General features: G+C 49.4%; 19 protein-coding genes and 1 pseudogene. 15 read left to right on the top strand and 5 right to left on the bottom strand.

What is annotated here, in order from left to right; translation table 11 throughout:
• Position 1: 1 nt before the first annotated feature.
• The 4 genes and pseudogenes from ACM67B_RS05550 to dnrN form a co-directional block, all read left to right on the top strand.
• Positions 2-844, top strand: a pseudogene (locus tag ACM67B_RS05550) (ATP-binding cassette domain-containing protein); the annotation flags it as partial.
• A 97-nt stretch (positions 845-941) separates the two neighbouring features.
• Entirely contained in the window at positions 942-2,255 is a 1,314-nt protein-coding gene (locus ACM67B_RS05545; protein WP_416188805.1) for a DUF2130 domain-containing protein, read from the top strand.
• A 195-nt stretch (positions 2,256-2,450) separates the two neighbouring features.
• A complete protein-coding gene (locus tag ACM67B_RS05540; protein ID WP_416188804.1) occupies positions 2,451-3,710 on the top strand; it encodes a multifunctional CCA addition/repair protein in 1,260 nt (419 codons plus the stop codon).
• Positions 3,711-3,863: 153 nt separating this feature from the next.
• Entirely contained in the window at positions 3,864-4,337 is a 474-nt protein-coding gene (gene dnrN, locus ACM67B_RS05535) for an iron-sulfur cluster repair protein DnrN (protein ID WP_416188803.1), read from the top strand.
• Positions 4,338-4,390: 53 nt separating this feature from the next.
• On the opposite strand, the gene ACM67B_RS05530 is transcribed toward dnrN, so the two are convergent.
• Positions 4,391-5,359, bottom strand: coding sequence for a tRNA dihydrouridine synthase (locus ACM67B_RS05530; RefSeq protein WP_416190525.1), 969 nt, complete (start codon positions 5,357-5,359; stop codon positions 4,391-4,393).
• Positions 5,360-5,454: 95 nt separating this feature from the next.
• On the opposite strand from ACM67B_RS05530, the gene ACM67B_RS05525 reads away from it, so the two are divergent.
• The 11 genes from ACM67B_RS05525 to ACM67B_RS05475 all read left to right on the top strand — a co-directional run bounded on the left by ACM67B_RS05525 (position 5,455) and on the right by ACM67B_RS05475 (position 17,247).
• A complete protein-coding gene (locus ACM67B_RS05525) occupies positions 5,455-7,032 on the top strand; it encodes a glycosyltransferase family 2 protein (RefSeq protein WP_416190524.1) in 1,578 nt (525 codons plus the stop codon).
• 198 nt (positions 7,033-7,230) lie between these two features.
• On the top strand, positions 7,231-7,992 hold the full coding sequence (locus ACM67B_RS05520; RefSeq protein ID WP_416188802.1) for an endonuclease/exonuclease/phosphatase family protein: 762 nt from the start codon (positions 7,231-7,233) through the stop codon (positions 7,990-7,992).
• 117 nt (positions 7,993-8,109) lie between these two features.
• Entirely contained in the window at positions 8,110-8,445 is a 336-nt protein-coding gene (locus ACM67B_RS05515; RefSeq protein ID WP_416188801.1) for a hypothetical protein, read from the top strand.
• A gap of 189 nt (positions 8,446-8,634) precedes the next feature.
• Complete coding sequence (locus tag ACM67B_RS05510) at positions 8,635-9,225, top strand: aminodeoxychorismate/anthranilate synthase component II (RefSeq protein ID WP_416188800.1); 591 nt, start codon at positions 8,635-8,637, stop codon at positions 9,223-9,225.
• 154 nt (positions 9,226-9,379) lie between these two features.
• Positions 9,380-10,411 carry an anthranilate phosphoribosyltransferase gene (gene trpD, locus ACM67B_RS05505; protein WP_416188799.1) on the top strand — a complete coding sequence of 344 codons (1,032 nt, stop codon included), beginning with the start codon at positions 9,380-9,382 and terminating at the stop codon, positions 10,409-10,411.
• A gap of 186 nt (positions 10,412-10,597) precedes the next feature.
• A complete protein-coding gene (gene cysT, locus ACM67B_RS05500; protein WP_416188798.1) occupies positions 10,598-11,434 on the top strand; it encodes a sulfate ABC transporter permease subunit CysT in 837 nt (278 codons plus the stop codon).
• 42 nt (positions 11,435-11,476) lie between these two features.
• Complete coding sequence (cysW, locus tag ACM67B_RS05495; protein WP_416188797.1) at positions 11,477-12,334, top strand: sulfate ABC transporter permease subunit CysW; 858 nt, start codon at positions 11,477-11,479, stop codon at positions 12,332-12,334.
• On the top strand, positions 12,331-13,404 hold the full coding sequence (locus tag ACM67B_RS05490) for a sulfate/molybdate ABC transporter ATP-binding protein (RefSeq protein WP_416188796.1): 1,074 nt from the start codon (positions 12,331-12,333) through the stop codon (positions 13,402-13,404). Before cysW ends, ACM67B_RS05490 begins: the two co-directional genes overlap by 4 nt.
• A 135-nt stretch (positions 13,405-13,539) precedes the next feature.
• Positions 13,540-14,724, top strand: a complete 1,185-nt coding sequence (locus tag ACM67B_RS05485) for an acetylornithine/succinyldiaminopimelate transaminase (protein ID WP_416188795.1) — start codon at positions 13,540-13,542, stop codon at positions 14,722-14,724.
• 120 nt (positions 14,725-14,844) lie between these two features.
• Positions 14,845-16,845 (top strand): DNA helicase Rep, encoded by a 2,001-nt coding sequence (gene rep, locus ACM67B_RS05480; RefSeq protein ID WP_416188794.1) that lies wholly within the window; start codon positions 14,845-14,847, stop codon positions 16,843-16,845.
• Between the two features lie 195 nt (positions 16,846-17,040).
• The gene (locus ACM67B_RS05475; protein WP_416188793.1) at positions 17,041-17,247 is read left to right on the top strand and encodes a hypothetical protein; all 207 of its coding nucleotides are present in this window, start codon (positions 17,041-17,043) and stop codon (positions 17,245-17,247) included.
• 131 nt (positions 17,248-17,378) lie between these two features.
• Here ACM67B_RS05475 and uvrC read toward each other — a convergent pair whose 3' ends face one another.
• The 4 genes from uvrC to cydB form a co-directional block, all read right to left on the bottom strand.
• Complete coding sequence (gene uvrC / locus ACM67B_RS05470; RefSeq protein ID WP_416188792.1) at positions 17,379-19,220, bottom strand: excinuclease ABC subunit UvrC; 1,842 nt, start codon at positions 19,218-19,220, stop codon at positions 17,379-17,381.
• Positions 19,221-19,306: 86 nt separating this feature from the next.
• A complete protein-coding gene (locus ACM67B_RS05465) occupies positions 19,307-19,645 on the bottom strand; it encodes a thioredoxin family protein (protein ID WP_416188791.1) in 339 nt (112 codons plus the stop codon).
• A gap of 123 nt (positions 19,646-19,768) precedes the next feature.
• Positions 19,769-19,894, bottom strand: coding sequence for a cytochrome bd-I oxidase subunit CydX (gene cydX / locus ACM67B_RS05460; protein ID WP_096295327.1), 126 nt, complete (start codon positions 19,892-19,894; stop codon positions 19,769-19,771).
• 57 nt (positions 19,895-19,951) lie between these two features.
• Positions 19,952-21,109, bottom strand: coding sequence for a cytochrome d ubiquinol oxidase subunit II (gene cydB / locus ACM67B_RS05455; RefSeq protein ID WP_416190483.1), 1,158 nt, complete (start codon positions 21,107-21,109; stop codon positions 19,952-19,954).
• Between the last annotated feature and the right edge of the window lies 1 nt (position 21,110).

Genomic DNA, 21,110 nt, shown 5'->3' with positions numbered 1-21,110 from the left:
CATTCAGCTGTTCCCAATTATTCTGCAAGCTCCGCGCCTGTTTGCCGGACAAATCAAAATCGGTGACGTGCAGCAAACCGTGCAAGCCTTTGTCCGCCTGCAACGCGCCCTGTCTTTTTTTCGCATGTTTTACGAAGAATTCACCGCCTACCGCGCCCGCTTGGAACGCTTATACGGCTTCCTACTCAGTACCCACGAGCAACACAACGCACCCAAGCCCGAGATAAAACACGTTTCAGACGGCCTCACACTCAATAATGTCGCGCTCTACCGCAACAACGGCGAAATCCTGTTGGATAACATCAATATCAATGTCAAACCCGGCGATGCCCTCTTGATTAAAGGCCCGAGCGGCTGCGGCAAAACTTCCCTGCTGCGCTCACTGGCCGGGCTGTGGCCGTTTGGCAGCAGCGGCCATATCGCGCAACCCGAACGCAGCCAAATTTTATTTGTGCCACAACGCCCGTACACCCCGCAAGGCATTTTGCGTGAAGCCATCTGCTCCCCCGATATTGACACGCAGCATCCTGATTTAGCCACTTCCATGAGTCTTTGCCGCCTCGAGCATTTAAGCGGCCAACTCGACAAAACCGACGATTGGCAACACAAACTCTCCCCCGGCGAATTGCAGCGCGTTGCCTTCTGCCGCACCCTGCTCTCACGCGCCAAAGTCGTTTTGCTCGACGAAGCCACCTCCGCGCTTGACGAGCCGACCGAATCTCTGCTCTACCGCGCTATTCGCGAAAAAATGCCCGAAAGCGTCATCATCAGCATCGTCCACCGCAGCAGCCTGAATGAATTTCACAATATTCACTATGATGTCGGTCCGGTAAAATGCGATTAACGTAATGTGCTGAAACCATCAGAAAGGCCGTCTGAAACCCAGTTTTCAGACGACCTTTCTGCTAAAATAACGCACAAACACATCACGCGAGAACATCATGCCAGAAATCAAATGCCCTCATTGCCACACCGCTTTTACCGTAGATGAAGCCGGTTATGCCGATATTGCCAATCAAGTGCGCACGCTGGAATTTCAGCAGGAATTAAACGATCGTTTGGCGCAAAGCCGCCGTCAGTTCGACACCGAAATCAAGCTGGCGGAAAACACGCTGGAAACGGCTTATCAGCAAAAACTTGCCGCTAAAGAGCGCGAATTGGCCGAATTGGCGGCGCATTTAAAAAGCCATGAAAAAGACAGCCAATTGGCTGTTGCCGAAGCGGAAGGCCGTCTGAAAGCGCAATTGGCCGAGCGCGATCAGCAAATTGCCGCGCTGCGTTTGCAGGCCAAATCGTTGGAAGAATCAAAAAACATCGAAAAAGAATTGGAAATCCATCGTGCCGTCGCGGTGAAAGAGCGTGAATTGGGCGAACTCAATGCGCGTTTTTTATTGCAGGCTAAAGAGCGAGAATTGGAAAAACAAGCCTTGCGTGAGCAATATCAAGCCGAATTGAAGCAAAAAGATGAAGCGATTGCGTTTTATAAAGATTTCAAAGCGCGCCAATCCACCAAAATGGTCGGCGAAAGTCTTGAGCAGCATTGCGAAACCGAGTTCAACCGCATCCGCACTACCGCTTTCCCGCAAGCCGTCTTTGGCAAGGATAACGACGCGACCGGCGGCAGCAAAGGCGACTATATCTACCGCGAATGTGATTCAGACGGCAATGAAATCATCTCGATTATGTTTGAGATGAAAAACGAAAACGAAACCACCGCCACCAAAAAGAAAAACGAACATTTTTTCAAAGAGTTGGATAAAGACCGCCGCGAGAAAAAATGCGAATATGCCGTGTTGGTGTCGCTGTTGGAAGCCGATAACGAGCTTTACAACGGCGGCATTGTCGATGTGTCTTACGCTTATCCGAAAATGTATGTCGTGCGGCCGCAATTTTTCATTCCGCTGATTTCACTCTTGCGCAATGCCGCGCTGAATACCTTGAAATACAAGCAAGAAGTCGCCCAAATGCGCGCGCAAAATATCGACATCACGAATTTTGAAGAAGATTTAAACACCTTCAAAACCGCGTTTGCCCGCAATTACGAATTGGCCAGCCGCAAGTTTCAGACGGCCATTGAAGAAATCGACAAAACCATCACCCACTTGCAGAAAACCAAAGAAGCGCTGCTCTCTTCGGAAAACAACTTGCACTTGGCCAATAATAAGGCGGAAGAATTAAGCGTGAAGAAACTCACGCGCAAAAATCCGACCATGAAAGCGGCGTTTGAAGCGTTGGATAACGACACTACAAAATAAAACAAAGGCTGAGACCTTTGCAAAACCCTAGATTTGAGTACAGTTCAAAGTTGTAGCAGCGCAGAAAGTGAAGACATATCATTAAGATAGGCAAGCTTTCGAGCAGCGCACAACGAAGAAATGTACCAAAGATAGGGATGATTTTGCAAAGGTCTCAGGCCGTCTGAAAACTATTTACTTCACTGAAGGTTTGCTATGCAGATTTATTTAGTCGGCGGTGCTGTCCGCGACCATTTATTGGGCTTAGAAGTCAAAGACCGCGACTGGGTGGTGGTCGGTGCCGATGCGCCTACCATGCTGGCGCAAGGTTTTCAGCCGGTGGGTAAAGATTTTCCGGTGTTCCTGCATCCCGACAGCCATGAAGAATATGCCCTCGCCCGCACCGAGCGGAAAACGGCCAAAGGTTATGCCGGTTTCGCCTTTCATGCCGATAAAGATGTGACGCTGGAACAAGATTTGATGCGTCGCGATTTGACCATTAATGCCATGGCGCAAGATTCAGACGGCCTGATTATCGACCCGTTCGACGGGCAGCAAGACCTTTCAGACGGCATTTTGCGCCATGTCTCCCCTGCTTTTGCCGAAGATCCGGTCAGGATTTTGCGTATTGCCCGTTTTGCCGCGCGCTATGGTTTTGCAGTAGCGGCTGAAACCATGCAGTTGATGCGGCAAATGGTGGCCGATGGCGAAGTGGATGCACTGGTGGCGGAACGGGTTTGGCAGGAATTGGCCAAAGGCTTGATGGAGCAGAATCCGGCAAAAATGATTGAAGTTTTGCGCGAATGCGGTGCGCTGGCGGTGTTGCTGCCGGAAGTAGAAGCGTTGTTCGGCGTGCCGCAGCGGGCGGATTATCACCCCGAAATCGACAGCGGCATCCATACGCTGATGGTGCTGCAAAAAGCTGCTGAAATGGGCTTAAGTTTGCCGGAGCGCTATGCGGCCTTGCTGCACGATTTGGGCAAAGCCAAAACGCCGCCTGAAATTCTGCCCAAGCATCACGGCCATGATTTAGCCGGTGTAAGTTTGGTGCGTGAAGTGAACGAGCGTTTGCGTGCGCCGCGTGCATGTGCCGAATTGGCCGAACTGGTTTGCCGCTGGCACATTATTTTTCATCAAGTGGGGCAACTCAAACCGACTACCGTGTTGAATACTTTTAAGAAAACCGATGCGTTCAGACGGCCGGAACGTTTTCAGACGGCCTTAAATGTATGCGTGGCCGACCAACGAGGCCGTCTGAATTTTGAAGATGCCGAATATCCGCAACGTGAACATTGGCTGAACTTATTACAGGCAGCCAATGAAATCGATGCCGGTGATATTGCTGCCCAATGCACCCAAAATCAGCAGCAACATTTGATTGGACAACGCATCGATGAAGCTCGTTTGGCAAAAATCAAGCCGATACAGGCTATCTTTAAAAGTGATTCAGCAAAAAACAATGGCTTCAAAAACTGAAAATTACTTTTATTCTTAATTATTTATATCTTTAGTCATGCTATACAAAACGGCAGATTGGGTGTATCCTTGCACTTATTCAATACATTCATAAAATATGTATCTTTTAAAAAGGCCATCTGAAAGCCTTTCATCAACACAAGGAACCTGACCATGACTGATTTTACCGTTTGGCAAACTGCACCTTTTAATGCCACCATCGACCATATTTTGCAGCGTTACCATAATGTGCATCGCGCACAATTTGATGAGCTGGTGCCGTTGGCGCAAAAAGTGGCGACGGTGCATGCGGATACTTTTCCGGTTGAAATCGCCGAATTGTTGGCGTATATGCAAAACGAATTATTGAGCCACATGATGAAGGAAGAGCGTATGCTGTTTCCGATGGTGAATCAGGGTGTCGGGCGTGGTGCGGCGATGCCGATTAGTGTGATGATGCACGAACATGAAGAGCACGATAAAGCGATTGAGCGCCTGCGCGAATTGACCAACAATTTTGAAATTCCCGAAAACGCTTGCGGCAGCTGGACGCGCCTATACCGCTTAGCAGAAGAAATGGTTAATGATTTGACCGACCATATCCATTTGGAAAACGAAGTATTTTTCCCGCGCGTGTTGGCTTCTTAAGCTGACTTAATCAAACTAAAAATGCCGTCTGAAAACGTTCAGACGGCATTTTTTCAGACGGCCTGTTGCTCTGCTTCAAAGGCCGACAACACTTGTTTGACCTCATCCGCTTCTTTTAAGGTTCGCACGCGTTCAAACAAATCTTGCGCTTGCGGAAATTCTTTTTTCATCATACCGAGCCATTGTTTCAAACGCGCAACGGGGTACTTGTTATTCGCTTCTTTCGCTACGCACAAGTCAAAGAAGAGATTAATCCAACCGGCGATTTCGGCAAAGTCGGTGGGTTGCACTGTTTCGCCATGCTCGTATTGTTTGATTTGTCGCGCTAAATCCGGCCGAATCACCGCGCCGCGCCCCAGCATCACGCTGTCACAACCGCTGACTTCTTTAATCGCCAAATAATCTTCCAGTGTGAATACATCGCCGTTTGCCGTGACCGGAATCGACACCGCATCACGAATTTTGCGTACCCAATCCCAATGCGCCGGCGGTTCGTAACCTTCAACTTTGGTGCGGGCATGAACGGTCAAACCGCATGCGCCGCCTTCAGCAATCGCGGCCGCGCATTCCAAAGCCAAATCTGTGTTTTCAAAGCCCAAGCGCATTTTACCGGTCAGCGGAATATGTTCGGGCAGGTGGCTACGTAGGGTTTTGACAATGTGATGAATCAATTCTGGCTCTTTCAGCAAAACTGCGCCGCCTTTGTGTTTGTTAACCGTCGGTGCGGGGCAGCCGAAGTTTAAATCGATTTTATCGGCACCAAAGCACACGGCTTCCAAAGCATTGACAGCCATATTGTCGGCATCGCTGCCCAAAAGTTGCACGGTGCACGGTGTGCCGGCAAAGGTTTGGTTGCCGTTAGCAATTTCCGGCACATATTTCAACCAGGTGGCGCGGGAATGCACGGTGTGGGTGATGCGCACAAATTCGCTGACACACTCGTCGTAACCGCCGATGCGCGTTAACAAATCACGCATCACGTCGTCGCATAATCCTTGCATAGGGGCGAGCAGCAATCGCATAGTCAATAGGCCGTCTGAAAAATGAAATGCGTATTGTAGCGGTATATCGGGTAAAATACAGCCGTTTAAGATATTTTTCAGACGGCCTGACCATGATAAACACAAGAATTCCGGCAACTGCCGCCATGTTGGTAAAAAATTCCGAACGCTATTTGGTGGAAGTGCTGACCGCGCTGGGCGATTTTGATGAAGTTTTGCTGCTCGATAACGGCTCGACTGACCGCACTTTCGAGATTGCCGCGCAATTTAAAAATGTCAGCTATTTCAAGCATGATTTTATCGGTTTCGGCCCCATGAAAAACCTGGCCGCACGTTTGGCGCAAAACGATTGGATTTTCAGCATCGACAGCGACGAAGTGCCCGATGCGGAATTAATCGACAGTATTCGCGCCGCAGTGTCGGAAAACGACCCACAAAGCATTTATACCTTGTCCCGCCTGAATCATTACAACGGCCGTTTGATTAAAGGTTGCGGCTGGTATCCGGATATTCTGCCGCGCCTTTACCATCGTCGTTTTACCCGCTTTTCTGACCGTCAAGTGCATGAATCTTTGATGATTCCTAAAGATGCGCAAAGCTATTCTTTGTCAGGCCGTCTGAAACATTATTCTTTTGAAAACGCAGAAGGTTTGATTCAAAAAATGCAGCAATATTCTTCGCTGTATGCCGATGAAAACCGCTTTAAAAAGAAAACTTCACCTGCCAAAGCCTTACTGCACGGCGGCGTGTCGTTTATGAAAAATTATTTCCTGAAACGCGGTTTTGCTTACGGTTCAGACGGCCTCACCATTTCCGTGGCCAACGCGCAAGGTTCTTACTATAAATATGTGAAGCTGCATGAGCGTAACCAAAATCTGAAAGTATCGCTGATTATTACTACCTATAACCGGCCGGATGCATTAGAAATGGTTCTATACTCTGCTATTAATCAAACAAAGCTTCCGCTAGAAATTTTGGTAGCAGATGATGGCTCAAGAGAGGAAACCTATGATGTAATTAAACATTTCTCATCAATCAGCCCGGTTACGGTTAAACATATTTGGCAACAAGATGATGGTTTCCGTTTAGCACAATCACGTAATCGCGCAATTGCCGCTAGTAAAGGTGACTATTTGATTATTGTTGATGGTGATATGGTTTTAGAAAAAAACTTTATTTTTGATCATGTACAGATCGCTAGGAAAAATCGATTTATCCAAGGCTCACGAGTATTATTAACAGAATCCTATACCAAAGAGATTTTACAATCACCTAGCATGCTGCCACGCCTATCATGTTTCCATAAAGCAGTTGTTAAACGATTATCTGCAGTTAGGTTTCCTTTGCTGAGTAAAATAATTGGCAATCAATCATCTAGAAAATTTAAAGGTATTAAAGGCTGCAATATGGGCTTTTTCCGCGAAGATGCCTTGGCTGTGAACGGCTTTAATAATCAGTTTGTCGGTTGGGGACGTGAAGACAGCGAGTTTGTTGCCCGCTGTTACCATAACGGCATGAAACGCCACAATCTCAAATTCGCTGGTATTGCTTACCATTTGTGGCATCACGAAGCTGAGCGCGCGTCATTACCACAAAACGATGCAATTTTAGAGCATACTTTAGAAACACAGCAAATTCGTTGTGAAAATGGTGTGAATATGTTTTTAAAAGATAATGACAAGATAAAATCTTAGTAAAAGACCATCTGGATATTCATTTCAGATGGTCTAATCTCATGGTGTTTCTATTGCTTGCTAAAACTGAAGTTTTTTTACATAGCGCAAAAAAACCATGGCTTTTATGGTGTTATACTTTAGTGAGGAAAACAGTCGGCTTCAATACAAATCCAATCATGAGCCGACGCATAACAAAACACACAGTGAGGTCATGTCATGTCACCACATCCCGTTACCATTACGTCTTACAATATGCACAAAGGCATGTCGGCGCTCAACCGCAAATACCAGCTCGACAGCATGGGTGATGCCTTGCAATCGCTTAATTCAGATGTGTTGTTTCTGCAGGAAGTGCAAGGCATGCATGCCAACCGCAGCAGCAAAATTCTCGAATACCCGAGTGAGCCGCATTATGATGTATTGGGTGACTATCTTTCGTTCAACCGCAGCTACGGCAAAAATGCCATCTATCCGCAGCGTCATCACGGCAATGCCATTCTCAGTCATCTGCCACTAGAAACCCGCAATAACCTGAATATCACGGTCAACAAACACGAGCAGCGCGGCGTGTTGCATTGTGAAGTGTTGCCGGAAGGTTGGGATGTGCCTTTGGTCTGTTTATGTGCCCACTTGAATTTGCGCGAACCTGACCGCGCCAAGCAATATCACGCGATTTTCGAATACGTCAGCCAGCAGATTGATAGCCAAAGCCCATTGATTATTGCCGGTGATTTCAACGATTGGCGCTATAAATCGGCTATTTCGCTGGGCAAGGCGCTCAACTTAGATGAAGTATTTCTCGACAGCAATGGCAAACGCCCGAAAACCTTCCCTTCCCGCATGCCGCTGCTGAGCCTTGACCGGGTTTATACGCGCAATTTGGACATCATGGAAACCCAAATCCACAACAGCCGCAACTGGCAAATGCTTTCCGACCATCTGCCTTTAAGCGTGAAAGTCAAACCGAAATTGCCGTAAAGCAATGCAGCATGAAAACAGGCCGTCTGAAAGAATTTCCCCACGCAAAAATTCTTTCAGACGGCCTGAATTGCTGATAAGATAAACATCATTCAAGATTTAATAGAAAAGGCGCAGATGATGGATATCGAACACGATTACCTCAGCCGGATGCCGTTTCACATCGTATTCATCGACCCGCTGCACACCGATTTCAAAAGCAGCGCCCGCAAATTAAATGAATACATTCACCGTAATCCGCTCGCCCATGCCCGTTTACACCAGCCGAAGTTTGCCGCCAAAATTCTTGAAATGGCCGCATTCCGCAACAATATGCGTGTGGTGATACGCAAAGCCGATGTACAAGTCAAACACGATTTACACTATCTCATTCGCAACGGCGTGTTTACCACCGATGAAAAAATGTGGTTGTTTATCAATGATCCCGATAACTTGGCGTTGGTGAAAAATTAGGTCGGGACCTTTGCAAAATCCCTATCTTTGGCACATTTCTTTGTTGTGCGCTGCTTGAAATCTTGCCTATCTTCATGATATGTATTCACTTTCTGTGCTGCTCCAACTTTGAACTGTACTCAAATTTAGAGTTTTGCAAAGTTCTCAGGCCGTCTGAAACATAAAACAAATAAATACAAAAGGTTAAAAATGCTGCTTTTTATTGATAACTACGATAGCTTCACCTACAACATCGTGCAATATTTTGCCGAACTCGGCCAAGAAGTTGTGGTGCGCCGTAATGACGACATTACATTGGAAGAAATCGCCGCGCTCAAACCACAATACCTGATTATCGGCCCCGGCCCGTGTTCACCGAAAGAAGCAGGCATTTCCGTGGCCGCCATGCAGTATTTTGCCGGTAAGCTGCCGATTATGGGCGTGTGTCTCGGCCATCAAACCATCGGCGAAGCGTTTGGCGGCAATGTAGTGCGTGCGCAAACCTTAATGCATGGCAAAGTTTCGCCGGTTCATCACACCAATCAGGGCATGTTTAAAGGTTTGCCTAATCCCGTGACTTGCACGCGCTATCACAGCTTGGTGATCGATCGCCACACCCTGCCCGATTGCCTTGAAGTTACCGCATGGACGGATGACCAAGAAATCATGGGCGTGCGCCACAAACACTATGCCATCGAAGGTGTACAATTCCATCCTGAAGCCTTGCTGACCGAATACGGCCACGACATGCTGCGTAATTTCTTAAAAGAATTCAAAGATTTTCGTCTGTACACAGATTGAAGCACCATATTTCATTTGAAGGTTAAGGTTCTGATCATTCAATTCAGATAACAAATCTCAAATGATTAAAGCATAAGGTGAATATTCTTTATATAAACTTAGAAATGCGCTTAAATAATCTGTATCAAGTTCATTTTTTTCCAAAGGAAACCATATGATTACGCCACAACAGGCAATTGAACGTTTAATCAGCAACAATGAGCTTTTTTATGACGAAATGACCGATTTGATGCGCCAAATCATGAGCGGTCAAGTGCCGCCGGAACAAATTGCGGCGATTATGACAGGCTTGCGCATTAAAGTGGAAACCGTATCCGAAATCACTGCTGCTGCTGCCGTGATGCGTGAATTCTCTACCAAAGTGGCAGTCAACCATGATGATAATTTAGTCGATATCGTCGGTACAGGCGGTGATGGTGCGAAAACCTTCAATATCTCAACCACGGCCATGTTTGTAGCCGCCGCAGCCGGTGCCAAAGTGGCGAAACACGGCGGCCGCTCGGTGTCTTCTTCCAGCGGCGCGGCCGATGTGATGGAACAAATGGGTGCAGTATTGAATGTTACCCCCGAACAAGTTGCCCAAAGTATAGAACAAACCGGCATGGGTTTTATGTTTGCACAAAACCACCACAGCGCCATGCGTCATGTTGCACCGGTACGCCGTTCATTGGGCTTCCGCAGCATTTTCAATATTTTAGGCCCGTTAACGAATCCGGCAGGTGCGCCGAACCAGCTTTTGGGCGTGTTCCACGTTGATTTGTGCGGCATTCTCTCGCGTGTGTTGCAGCAATTGGGTTCGAAACATGTGCTGGTAGTCTGTGGTGAAGGCGGCTTGGATGAAATCACCCTTACCGGTAACACCCGTGTAGCTGAATTAAAAGACGGCACCATCCGCGAATACGACATCAATCCACAAGATTTTGGCATGGAAATCCGCCGCAACCTTGACGACATCCGCGTGGAAAACAGCGAAGAATCGCTGCAAAAAATGGATGACGTTTTAAACGGTGAATACGGCGCTGCACGCGACATTGTGGTGCTTAATGCTGCTGCCGCCCTGTATGCAGGCAACGTGGTGAACTCTTTGGCTGCCGGTGTCACCGCCGCCCAAGAAGCGATTGATTCGGGTAAAGCCAAAGCCAAAAAAGCGGAATTTATCGAATTTAGCCGACAGTTTGCCGCATAAGCTATTGTCTTAAAAGGTCGTCTGAAACATAAGTTTCAGACGGCCTTTTTTTATCAAACCCTTTTCCAGTCCACTTCCCAGCAACATATATAACAAAATCATCTTTGTAACAAACAAACCATTCTTTCCCTTTTTCAGACGGCTTCTATAAAGTGATGCCCATAATCACTATTCTGTTATCAAACCATGTTATTACTGAAAACCCCCAGTGTCTTACCCGGTTTCAAAATCAGCTTAGGGCTGACCGTGTTGTGTTTGTCGCTCTTGGTCGTGTTGCCGTTTGCCATGATGGCCGCCAAAGCCGGCGAAATCGGTTGGACGGCTTTTTGGCAAACTATTGCCGAGCCTAACGTTTTGGCAGCGGTATGGCTGACTCTGAAAATGTCGTTTTACGCCATGCTGACCAATATTGTGTTCGGCACTTTGGTCGCGTGGGTGTTGGTGCGCTATGAGTTTCCGGGCAAAAGTCTGGTAAATGCTTTGGTAGATTTACCCTTTGCCCTGCCTACCGCCGTCACCGGTATTGCCTTGGCGACTTTATATGCGCCAAACGGCTGGATCGGCCAATGGTTCGAACCTTTGGGTATCAAAATTGCCTTTACCCCCATCGGCATTTGGATTGCGCTGGTGGTGGTAAGCCTGCCGTTTATCGTGCGTGCCGTGCAGCCGGTGCTGGAAGAATTATCGGGTGAATACGAAGAAGCAGCGGCCACTTTAGGTGCCAACCGCTTTACCACTTTCCGCCGCGTATTGCTGCCGGAAATCATGCCGGCCTTGATTACCGGCGCCGGCATGATGTTTGCCCGTGCAACCGGAGAATACGGCTCAGTAATTTTTATTGCCGGCAATATTCCGATGGTTTCCGAGATTTTGCCGCTGATTATTACCGGCAAACTGGAGCAGTTTGATGTGCAGGGTGCCTCGGCGGTGGCGTTATTTATGCTGATGATTTCGTTTGCGATTTTATTTGCCTTAAACGTAACGCAATGGGCATTGAGCAAACGCGCCGGCGCCAAAGCTTGATAGGCCGTCTGAAACTTTTGGAATAGAAAAAAGACATTGATTATGCAAACTCATTCTTCCAATCCAAACCTGACCGAACCACGCTGGCTGCGTTTTACCTTAATCGCCATTGCCTTGCTATTCCTGCTGGTGATGCTGGTGGTGCCGCTGGTGGTGGTGTTTTACGAAGCCCTAAAAGGCGGTTGGGATTTATATGTGCAATCGATTACCGATCCCGAAGCATGGTCAGCCATTCAACTGACCTTGATTACCGCTGCTATTGTGGTGCCGGTGAATGCCGTGTTAGGCATTGCCATGGCTTGGCTGCTCACGCGCTTTGATTTCCGTGGCAAGCAATTGCTGACAACTTTGCTTGATTTGCCGTTTTCGGTGTCGCCGGTGGTGGCCGGTTTGATGTTTGTGTTGCTGTTTGGCGCACACACCGTCTTGGGCGGCTGGCTCGAAGCGCAAGGCATTCAGATTATTTTTGCCATTCCGGGCATTGTATTGGCCACTTTGTTTGTAACCTTTCCCTTTGTGGCGCGTGAACTAATTCCACTGATGCAGGCACAGGGCGACAGTGAAGAGCAGGCGGCCTTGATTTTGGGTGCGAGTGGCTGGCAAATGTTTTGGCGCGTGACCTTGCCCAATATCAAATGGGCGCTGCTCTACGGCGTGATTCTGACCAATGCGCGCGCCATGGGTGAATTCGGCGCCGTAAGTGTGGTGTCCGGCCATATTCGCGGTGAGACTAACACCATCCCGCTTTTAGTGGAAATCTTCTACAACGAATACAACTTTACCGGCGCCTTTGCCCTATCCGGTGTATTGGCCTTATTGGCCTTAGCCACCTTAGCCTTACAAAACTTCATCACCAAAATGCAAGAGAAAAAACTCGCCGCAGCGGAGAGAAACGCATGAGCATCACCATTGAAAACTTAAACAAACATTTCGGCAATTTCCACGCGCTGAAAAACATCAATCTAAACGTGCCGACTGGAAAATTGGTTTCGCTGCTGGGGCCATCTGGCTGCGGCAAAACCACGCTGTTGCGTATTATTGCCGGCTTGGAAACTTCCGACAACGGCAAAATCCTGTTCGATGGCCAAGACGTTACCGACAAACATGTGCGCGACCGCAAAGTTGGCTTTGTGTTCCAACATTACGCCTTGTTCCGCCACATGAACGTGTTCGACAATGTGGCTTTCGGCTTGACCGTATTGCCGAAAAACGAACGCCCGAGCAAGGAAAAAATCCGCGCCAAAGTGGAAGAATTATTGAGCTTGGTGCAGCTTTCGCATTTGGCCAAATCTTATCCGCACCAGCTTTCAGGCGGCCAACGCCAGCGCATCGCCCTTGCCCGAGCTTTAGCGGTTGAACCGAAATTGCTGCTGCTGGACGAACCATTCGGCGCGCTCGATGCCAAAGTCCGCAAAGAATTACGCACCTGGCTGCGCGACATTCACCATAATCTCGGCGTGACCAGCATTCTCGTCACCCACGACCAAGAAGAAGCCTTGGAAGTATCCGATGAAATTGTGGTGATGAATCACGGCCACATCGAGCAAACCGGCAGCGCAGACCACATTTACCGCCAGCCGGAAAACGCGTTTGTCACCGAATTTTTAGGCGAAACCGATGCCTTCGAAGGCCGCATCGAAAAAGGCGTGTGGCATTACGGCAGCTATCAATGGCCGCTCGACCGCCAATACAAATGGCAGGAACAATTGGCCACCGGCTATATCCGCCCGCATGAATGGCAAATTGCCCAAGCCGGCCAAACGCCGATGCTCACCGCCACGGTTGAAAAAATCCACGCTGTCGGCGCTTTGACCCACGTCACCGTCAAACACGACAACCGCGATGTGCACATCACCCTAGCCGGCAGCGATGCCGCCCGCTTGGCCTTAGCCGTGGGCAATGAGCTCGCATTGGTGCCAAAACAAATCTACATCTTCTCGCAAAACGAATTAATCGAATACTCGATTTGATTGCGATGATTAAAGGCCGTCTGAAAATATCGTTTTCAGACGGCCTTTTGTCTTGAAAATCGTTAACAATCGGCGCATAATCAAAGGCTCATTTTTATAAAAAACAGCCAACCCATTTCAATAAAGGAAGCCGCCATGAGCAACTATCTCACCCCCAATTTCTCATTCGCCCCAATGATTCCCGAGCGCGCCTCGGGCAGCCGCGTGTGGGATACCGAAGGTCGTGAGCTGATTGACTTATCAGGTGGCATCGCCGTAAACGCCTTGGGTCACAGCCATCCCGTGCTGATTGACGCGCTGAACCAGCAAGCGCAAAAAGTGTGGCACATTTCCAATATCTACACCACCCAACCCGCGCAAGATTTGGCTCGCCGCTTGGTCGAAAATAGCTTCGGCGACAAAGTGTTTTTCTGCAATTCCGGCGCCGAAGCCAACGAAGCCGCGCTGAAACTTGCCCGTAAACACGGTCGCGACCATTTTGGCGAACACAAAACTGAAATCATCGCCTGCGTCAACAGTTTCCACGGCCGTACGCTGTTTACCGTATCCGTCGGCGGTCAACCAAAATACAGCCAAGATTACGCGCCGCTGCCACAAGGCATTACCCACGTTGAGTTTAACGACATCGCCGCGCTCGAAGCCGCCATCAGCGAAAAAACGTGCGCCGTGATTATCGAGCCAATTCAAGGCGAAAGCGGCATTTTGCCTGCCACGCAAGAATATCTTGAAGCCGCCCGCCGCTTGTGCGACCAACATAATGCCTTACTAATTTTTGATGAAGTGCAAACCGGCGTCGGCCACACCGGCAAATTGTTTGCCTACGAGCATTATGGCGTGAAACCCGACATCATGAGCTTAGCCAAAGCGCTCGGCTGCGGCTTCCCAATTGGCGCGATTGTCACCACCGATGCCATCGCCCCAACTTTCGGCCCCGGTACACACGGCTCTACCTTCGGCGGCAACCCATTAGCCTGCGCCGTTGCCAATCGCGCGTTCGACATCATCAACTCGCCTGAAACCTTAAGCCATGTGCAAACCCAAGGCGAAAAACTTCAGACGGCCTTACAACAAATCAGTGAGCGCACCGGCGTATTCAAACAAGTCCGCGGCATGGGCTTGCTGCTTGGTGCCGTGATGGCCGATCAATATGAAAACCGCGCCGGTGAAATCTTCAACGCCGCCTTAAAACACGGCCTGATGGTGCTGGTTGCCGGCCCGAATGTCGTGCGCTTTGCCCCAAGTCTGCTGCTGAACCATGAAGATTTGCAAGAAGGCATGCAGCGCTTGGAAGCCGCGATTAATGAGTGGTTAGCCGCTTAAAAATTCGCTTATCCATTCTTAAAAGGTCGTCTGAAATTTGTTTGCCCAACACTTTTCAGACGGCCTGTTCTTTTACCCGATGTTATAATCCTGTTCCAAACACATTCCCCCTATCGTCTTATGAAACTCAATACCCAACAACAAGCCGCTGTGAATTATTTGGGTGGGCCACTTTTGGTGCTGGCCGGCGCCGGCAGTGGCAAAACCGGCGTGATTACGCAGAAAATCAAGCATTTGCTGGTCAACATCGGCTATGCCGGCCATCAAGTCGCGGCGATTACCTTTACCAACAAAGCGGCAAAGGAAATGCAGGAGCGCGTGGCAAAAATGCTGCCCAAATCGAAAACACGCGGGCTGACGATTTGCACGTTTCACTCGTTGGGCATGCGTATTTTGCGTGAAGAAGCGGCGCAAATTGGCTACAAAAAAAACTTTTCCATCTTAGATGGCACCGACAGCGCCAAAATCATCGGCGAGCTGTTGGGCGGCACGGGCAAAGAAGCCGTATTCAAAGCACAGCACCAAATCTCACTATGGAAAAACAATCTGCAAACGCCTGAAATCGCGTTTCAGACGGCCTCAAACGAATGGGAAAAGCAAACTGCACAAATTTATGCCGGTTATCAAGCCACTTTGGAAAGCTATCAGGCAGTGGATTTTGACGACCTGATCCGCCTGCCCACGCTTTTGTTGCAGCAAAACAGCGAAGTGCGCCACAAATGGCAGCTGCGTTTGCGCTATTTACTGGTCGATGAATGCCAAGATACCAACACCTGCCAATTCACGCTGATGAAGCTGCTTACCGGCGCGGAAGGCATGTTCACCGCGGTGGGCGATGACGACCAATCGATTTACGCTTGGCGTGGCGCCAACATGGAAAACCTGCGCCAAATGCAGCAGGATTATCCGCAAATGAAGGTGATTAAACTTGAGCAAAACTACCGCTCCACCGCGCGGATTCTAAAAATCGCCAACAAAGTGATTGAAAACAATCCGAAATTGTTCCAAAAAACCTTATGGTCGCAATTCGGCATGGGCGAAGTGGTGAAAGTGGTGGCGTGTCAAAACGAGCAGCACGAAGCCGAATGGGTGGTCAGCCAAATCGTCAAACAAAAAGTCGTGGCGGGCGACAAAGCCAAATATGCCGATTTTGCCGTGCTTTATCGCGGCAACCATCAAGCGCGTGTGTTTGAAGAAGCCCTACGCAGCGCACGCGTGCCCTATCAGCTTTCCGGCGGACAAAGTTTTTTCGACAAAGCCGAGATTAAAGACGTATTGGCCTACATCCGCCTGATTGCCAATCCGGCCGACGACCCTGCCTTTTTACGCGCCGTGACCACACCCAAACGCGGCATCGGCGACGTCACGCTGGGCAAACTCAATACCTACGCCCACGAACACGAGTGCAGCCTATACGAAGCCGCCCAAACCGAAGCAGCCTTAGCCCTGCTCAACACCACCAACCGCGAGCATTTACAAGCATTTATGCACATGATGGAAGCCTACCGCAACCGCGCCGAAGTGGCCGATGCAGGCGAACTCATCACCAGCCTGCTGGAAGAAATCGGCTATGAAAACCATCTGCTCATCAGCGAAGAAGGCAAAGCCGGAGAAATCAAATGGCGCAACGTCACCGATTTAACCTCATGGCTGCAACGCAAAGGCGATGAAGACGGCAAAAACATCATCGAAATCGCGCAAACCATCGCGCTGATGACGCTGCTGGAAGGCAAAGACGAAGAAGAAAACGACGCAGTCAAACTCTCCACCCTGCACGCTTCCAAAGGCTTGGAATATCCGTATGTATTTTTAGTCGGCTGCGAAGAAGGCATTTTGCCTCACGCCGACAGCATCGAAGAAAGCAACGTCGAAGAAGAACGCCGCCTGATGTATGTCGGCATCACCCGCGCCAAACGCCAATTAACTCTCACCCACTGCATCAAACGCAAGCGACAAGGCACATGGCAATTTCCCGAGCCCAGCCGTTTTATCGACGAAATGCCGCAGGAAGATTTGAAAATCTTAGGCCGTCAAGGCGGCGAACCAATTGTCAGCAAGGAAGAAGGCAAAAGCCATTTGGCCAATTTGCGCGCAATGATTGCGGCGAAAAGTAAGGGATAAGCTTGCATGCCGTCTGAAAAGTTTTATTATCTTTCAGACGGCATTTTTAGAAATATCGGATACGAGTTAAAACGCGTGGGCAACGAGTTGCCCCCTACGCTTGCTCGTTTGCTGGTACCGACGGTAATAGCTATTGCCAAATTAGATGAAATAGATTAAAGTCCCTGTAAAATAAATGTTTTTTCGGAGCCGCACATGCCCACATTCAAGTTGCCTAAAGAATTAGTCGCATTTATCGATGATATTTTCGGCATGTTGGGGCTGGCTTTTGCAGTCCTACTCATATTGGTGATGTTTGCCGTAGGATTTGCCTTCTATCCGATTATCAGCAGTATCGTTGCCGGTCTGTTTGTTATCGGCCTCTTAATGGAATATCTGGGTAAAGGCCGTAAATCGTCTTAGCAAGCGTAGGTCGGATACTTGTATCCGACAATCTTGAACTAAATGCCGCAAATCTTTCAGACGGCTTTGTTTATTCCCACATATCACAACAATCGCAGCTCGGATACTTATATCCAACCTTCTTAAATCCACTAATGCAAATGCTCATAAATCTTCTCTGCCAATGCGCTGCTGATGCCTTCCACTTGCGCCAAATCTTCCTTGCTCGCTGCGGCCACGCCGCGTAGGCCGCCGAAGCGGGTAAGCAAGGCTTTTCGGCGTTTGCTGCCTACGCCGGGGATGTCGGTCAGCGATGAGGTAACGCGTGCTTTATCGCGTTTTTTACGGTGGCCGGTGATGGCAAAGCGGTGCGATTCGTCGCGCACGGTTTGCAGCAGGTGCAGCGCCGGGCTGTTTGGCGGCAGGCGGAACACTTCGCCGGTAAACGGTAAAATCAACTCTTCCAAACCGGCTTTGCGCTCGGGGCCTTTGGCAATGCCGATCAGCGGAATGGTCAAACCCAATTCTTCCCACACACTCACGGCCACGCCGATTTGGCCTTTGCCGCCGTCAATCAACACGGCATCCGGCCATTTCACTGCTTCGCCGTTGGCTTCGGCCTGCTGCATTTTGCCGTAACGGCGGGTCAATACTTCGCGCATGGCGGCGTAATCGTCACCGGCTTTGGCGGTGGTGATGTTGTAGCGGCGGTATTGGCTCGACTGCATGGCCTGTTCGTCATACACCACGCAGGACGCGATGGTTGCTTCGCCCTGCATATGGCTGATGTCGAAGCATTCTAGGCGTTTGAGGCCGTCTGAATCCATGTTCAACACTTTGGCCAATTCTTCGATGCGGTTTTGCTGGCTGCTTTGCTGTAATTGGCGCTGGCCGATGGCAATGCGCGCATTTTGTTCGGCCATTTTCATCCAGACTTTGCGCTCGCCGATGGTTTTGGTGACAAACTGAATCTGCCTGCCCTGCTCGCCAATCAAGGCTTGTTGCAGGCTTTCGGGCAAGCTGAAATTACTGATGATGATGTCGGGCTTGTCTTTACCCAAATAATGTTGCGCGACAAAGGCTTCGGCGTAATCCTGCAGATTGGGATCCGGATCGTGGCGCACATCGGGAAAGAAGCTTTTATCGCCGACATGCCGCCCGCCGCGCACGCTCACCCAATGGATGCACACAAGGCCGTCTGAAACCACGGCGGCGAGTAAGTCGATGTCGTTGGGGTTATTCGGATTTTTGCTGTCGATATACTGGCGGCTCTGAATCACGCCCAAAGCCTGAATCTGGTCGCGGTATTTGGCTGCTTCTTCAAAATTTAGCATATCGGCCGCGCGGTTCATTTTATGGTGCAAAACTTGGGTGAGTTCGTCGGTTTTGCCATTCAAAAACGTGGCCGCCTGATTGACATCGGCTCGGTAATCTTCCGGCGAAATATGGCCGACACAAGGCCCCGAGCAGCGTTTAATCTGATAAAGCAGGCAGGCGCGCTCGCGATGCTCGAATACGCTGTCTTCACAAGTGCGCAGCTTGAATACTTTCTGCAAAATCTGAATACTGTCGCGCACGGCATAGCCGTTGGGATACGGGCCGAAATACTGATTCGGCTTTTTCAAGGTGCCGCGGTAATACGCCATCTGCGGAAACTCATGCCCGCTGAACATCAAATACGGATAGCTTTTATCGTCGCGAAACAAAATATTGTATTTCGGCGACAAGGCCTTGATGAAATTGTTTTCCAAAATCAAGGCTTCAGTTTCATTGCGTGTGACCGTGGTTTCGATGTGGTGAACCTGTTTTACCATTAACCGTATGCGTGGCGATAAATCGTTTTTTTGGAAATAGCTCGACACCCTGCGCTTCAAATTCACCGCTTTACCGACATACAATACATTGTTTTCTGCATCAAACATGCGGTACACGCCCGGTAAATTGGGCAGGTTTTTTAGGAATAAATCTAAATTGAAGTCTTGGGTTTCGCTCACGGAACGGCTCGTCGGGTAAGGGTTTGATAGATGATAAAGATAGGGATGGAACGGCGGTTTTCAATCTGGCAGTTTTTTCAGACGGCCTATTTAAAGATTTCCGCATAATCCGTATGCTCAAGCGGTGGCTGCTTCATTTGCTGTTCAAGCGCTTGTAAATCGATAAATCTTGCTTGGCGGTGGTATTCCTTACCATGTGCATACAGCAACACCGCCGGAATGGTCAGCACTTCAAACACAGCCGCTGCTTCGGTTTGCTCGCTCAAATTGATTTCTAAAGCTGTCAGCGCATGTTTTTCCGCCAAAGCCTGCACGCGCGGTTTCATCGCATGGCACACGCCGCAATTCGTGCCAGAAAGATACAGCAAGGCTTGCGGGGCGTTGGCGATGATTTCGAGCGTTTGGGCTAAGGGATAGGTGTTCATTTCAAGCAGGATTTCCTTTCAGACGGCCTCATTATAAGGGATAAAGAAAATGCCGTCTGAAACAGATTAAAACATATTTCAGACGGCATTTTGCTAACTTAGTTGATGTGGGCGTGCCCGTTTTCAGACGGCCTCATCTTCTTTGGCAAACAGCTTATCGCGGTCTTGCTCAAATTCGCCCCACATTGCATTCATGATGGCGAGCAACACGGCAAAGCCCAAGCCCAAAATCCATGCAAAATACCACATTGTTGGTTCCTTTCTGTTTTCAGACGGCCTCAAAATCAATAGGCCGTCTGAATCGTGTTAATACGCGCTGTGATCGTTTTCACGGATGTCTTCCACAGTCACTTTGCCGCTCATCACCTTATACGCCCACGATGTATAGGCCAAGATAATCGGCATCATAATTGCGGTTGAAAACAGCATCACCACCAAAGTCAGATGGCTGGAAGTGGAATCCCACACGGTCAAGCTCGAGCGCAAGTCGCTGCTGCTCGGCATGATAAATGGGAACAGCGACACGCCGAATGTGCCGATGACGCCAATTACGCCCAAGGCTGAGAAGAAAAACGCCGCACCCATTTTATCCATGCGTGCCAGCAACGTGCCGATGATGAATCCGGCGTAGGCTATCAGCGGCACCAACATGGTCAGCGGATATTGCTGGTAGTTGTTTAACCAAGCGCCGGTTTGTTGGGTCACTTCTTTGCCCAAAGGGTTTGGCAGTGTGTCGGGGCTGAGTGTGCCGGCGGTCACAACATAGCCGTCCACACCCGTGGCCACCCACCATCCGCCGATGCTGAATAACACCAAAGTAGCAATTAAAGCAGGAAATAACACCTTGCGCGTGCGCTGATAAACCACACCTTCGGTTTTATTCATCAGGAAAATCGCACCGTGTAACACCAGCATCGCCACAGAAACCAAGCCGCACAATAAGGCAAACGGGTTCAACAATGCCCAAAACGAGCCGGTGTAAAACGAGCGCATGGTGTCGTCAAAGTGAAACGGCACGCCCTGAATCACATTGCCCAAGGCCACGCCGAACAACAAAGCCGGAACAAACGAGCCGACAAACAAGCCCCAGTCCCATGTTTTGCGCCATGTCGGATTTTTCACCAAGCTGCGGTATTTGAAGCCGACCGGCCGGAAAAACATCGCCCACAACACCGCCAGCATCGCCCAGTAGAAACCGGAAAACGCGGTGGCGTAAATAATCGGCCACGCGGCAAAAATCGCGCCCGCGCCGGTAATCAGCCATGTTTGGTTGCCTTCCCATGTCGCGCCGATGGTGTTGACCACCACGCGGCGTTCTTCATCGGTTTTGGCGACAAACGGCAGCAGTGTGCAGATGCCCATGTCGTGGCCGTCCATCACGGCAAAACCGGCAATCAGAAAACCAATCAAGAGCCACCAAACAAATTTCAGGCTGGCGTAATCAAAGAAATTGACAATATCCATT

This window comes from Neisseria sp. CCUG17229, from assembly GCF_047839235.1.
Taxonomy (GTDB): Bacteria; Pseudomonadota; Gammaproteobacteria; order Burkholderiales; family Neisseriaceae; genus Neisseria; species Neisseria brasiliensis.
This window is presented reverse-complemented; position numbering and strand designations above follow the sequence as displayed.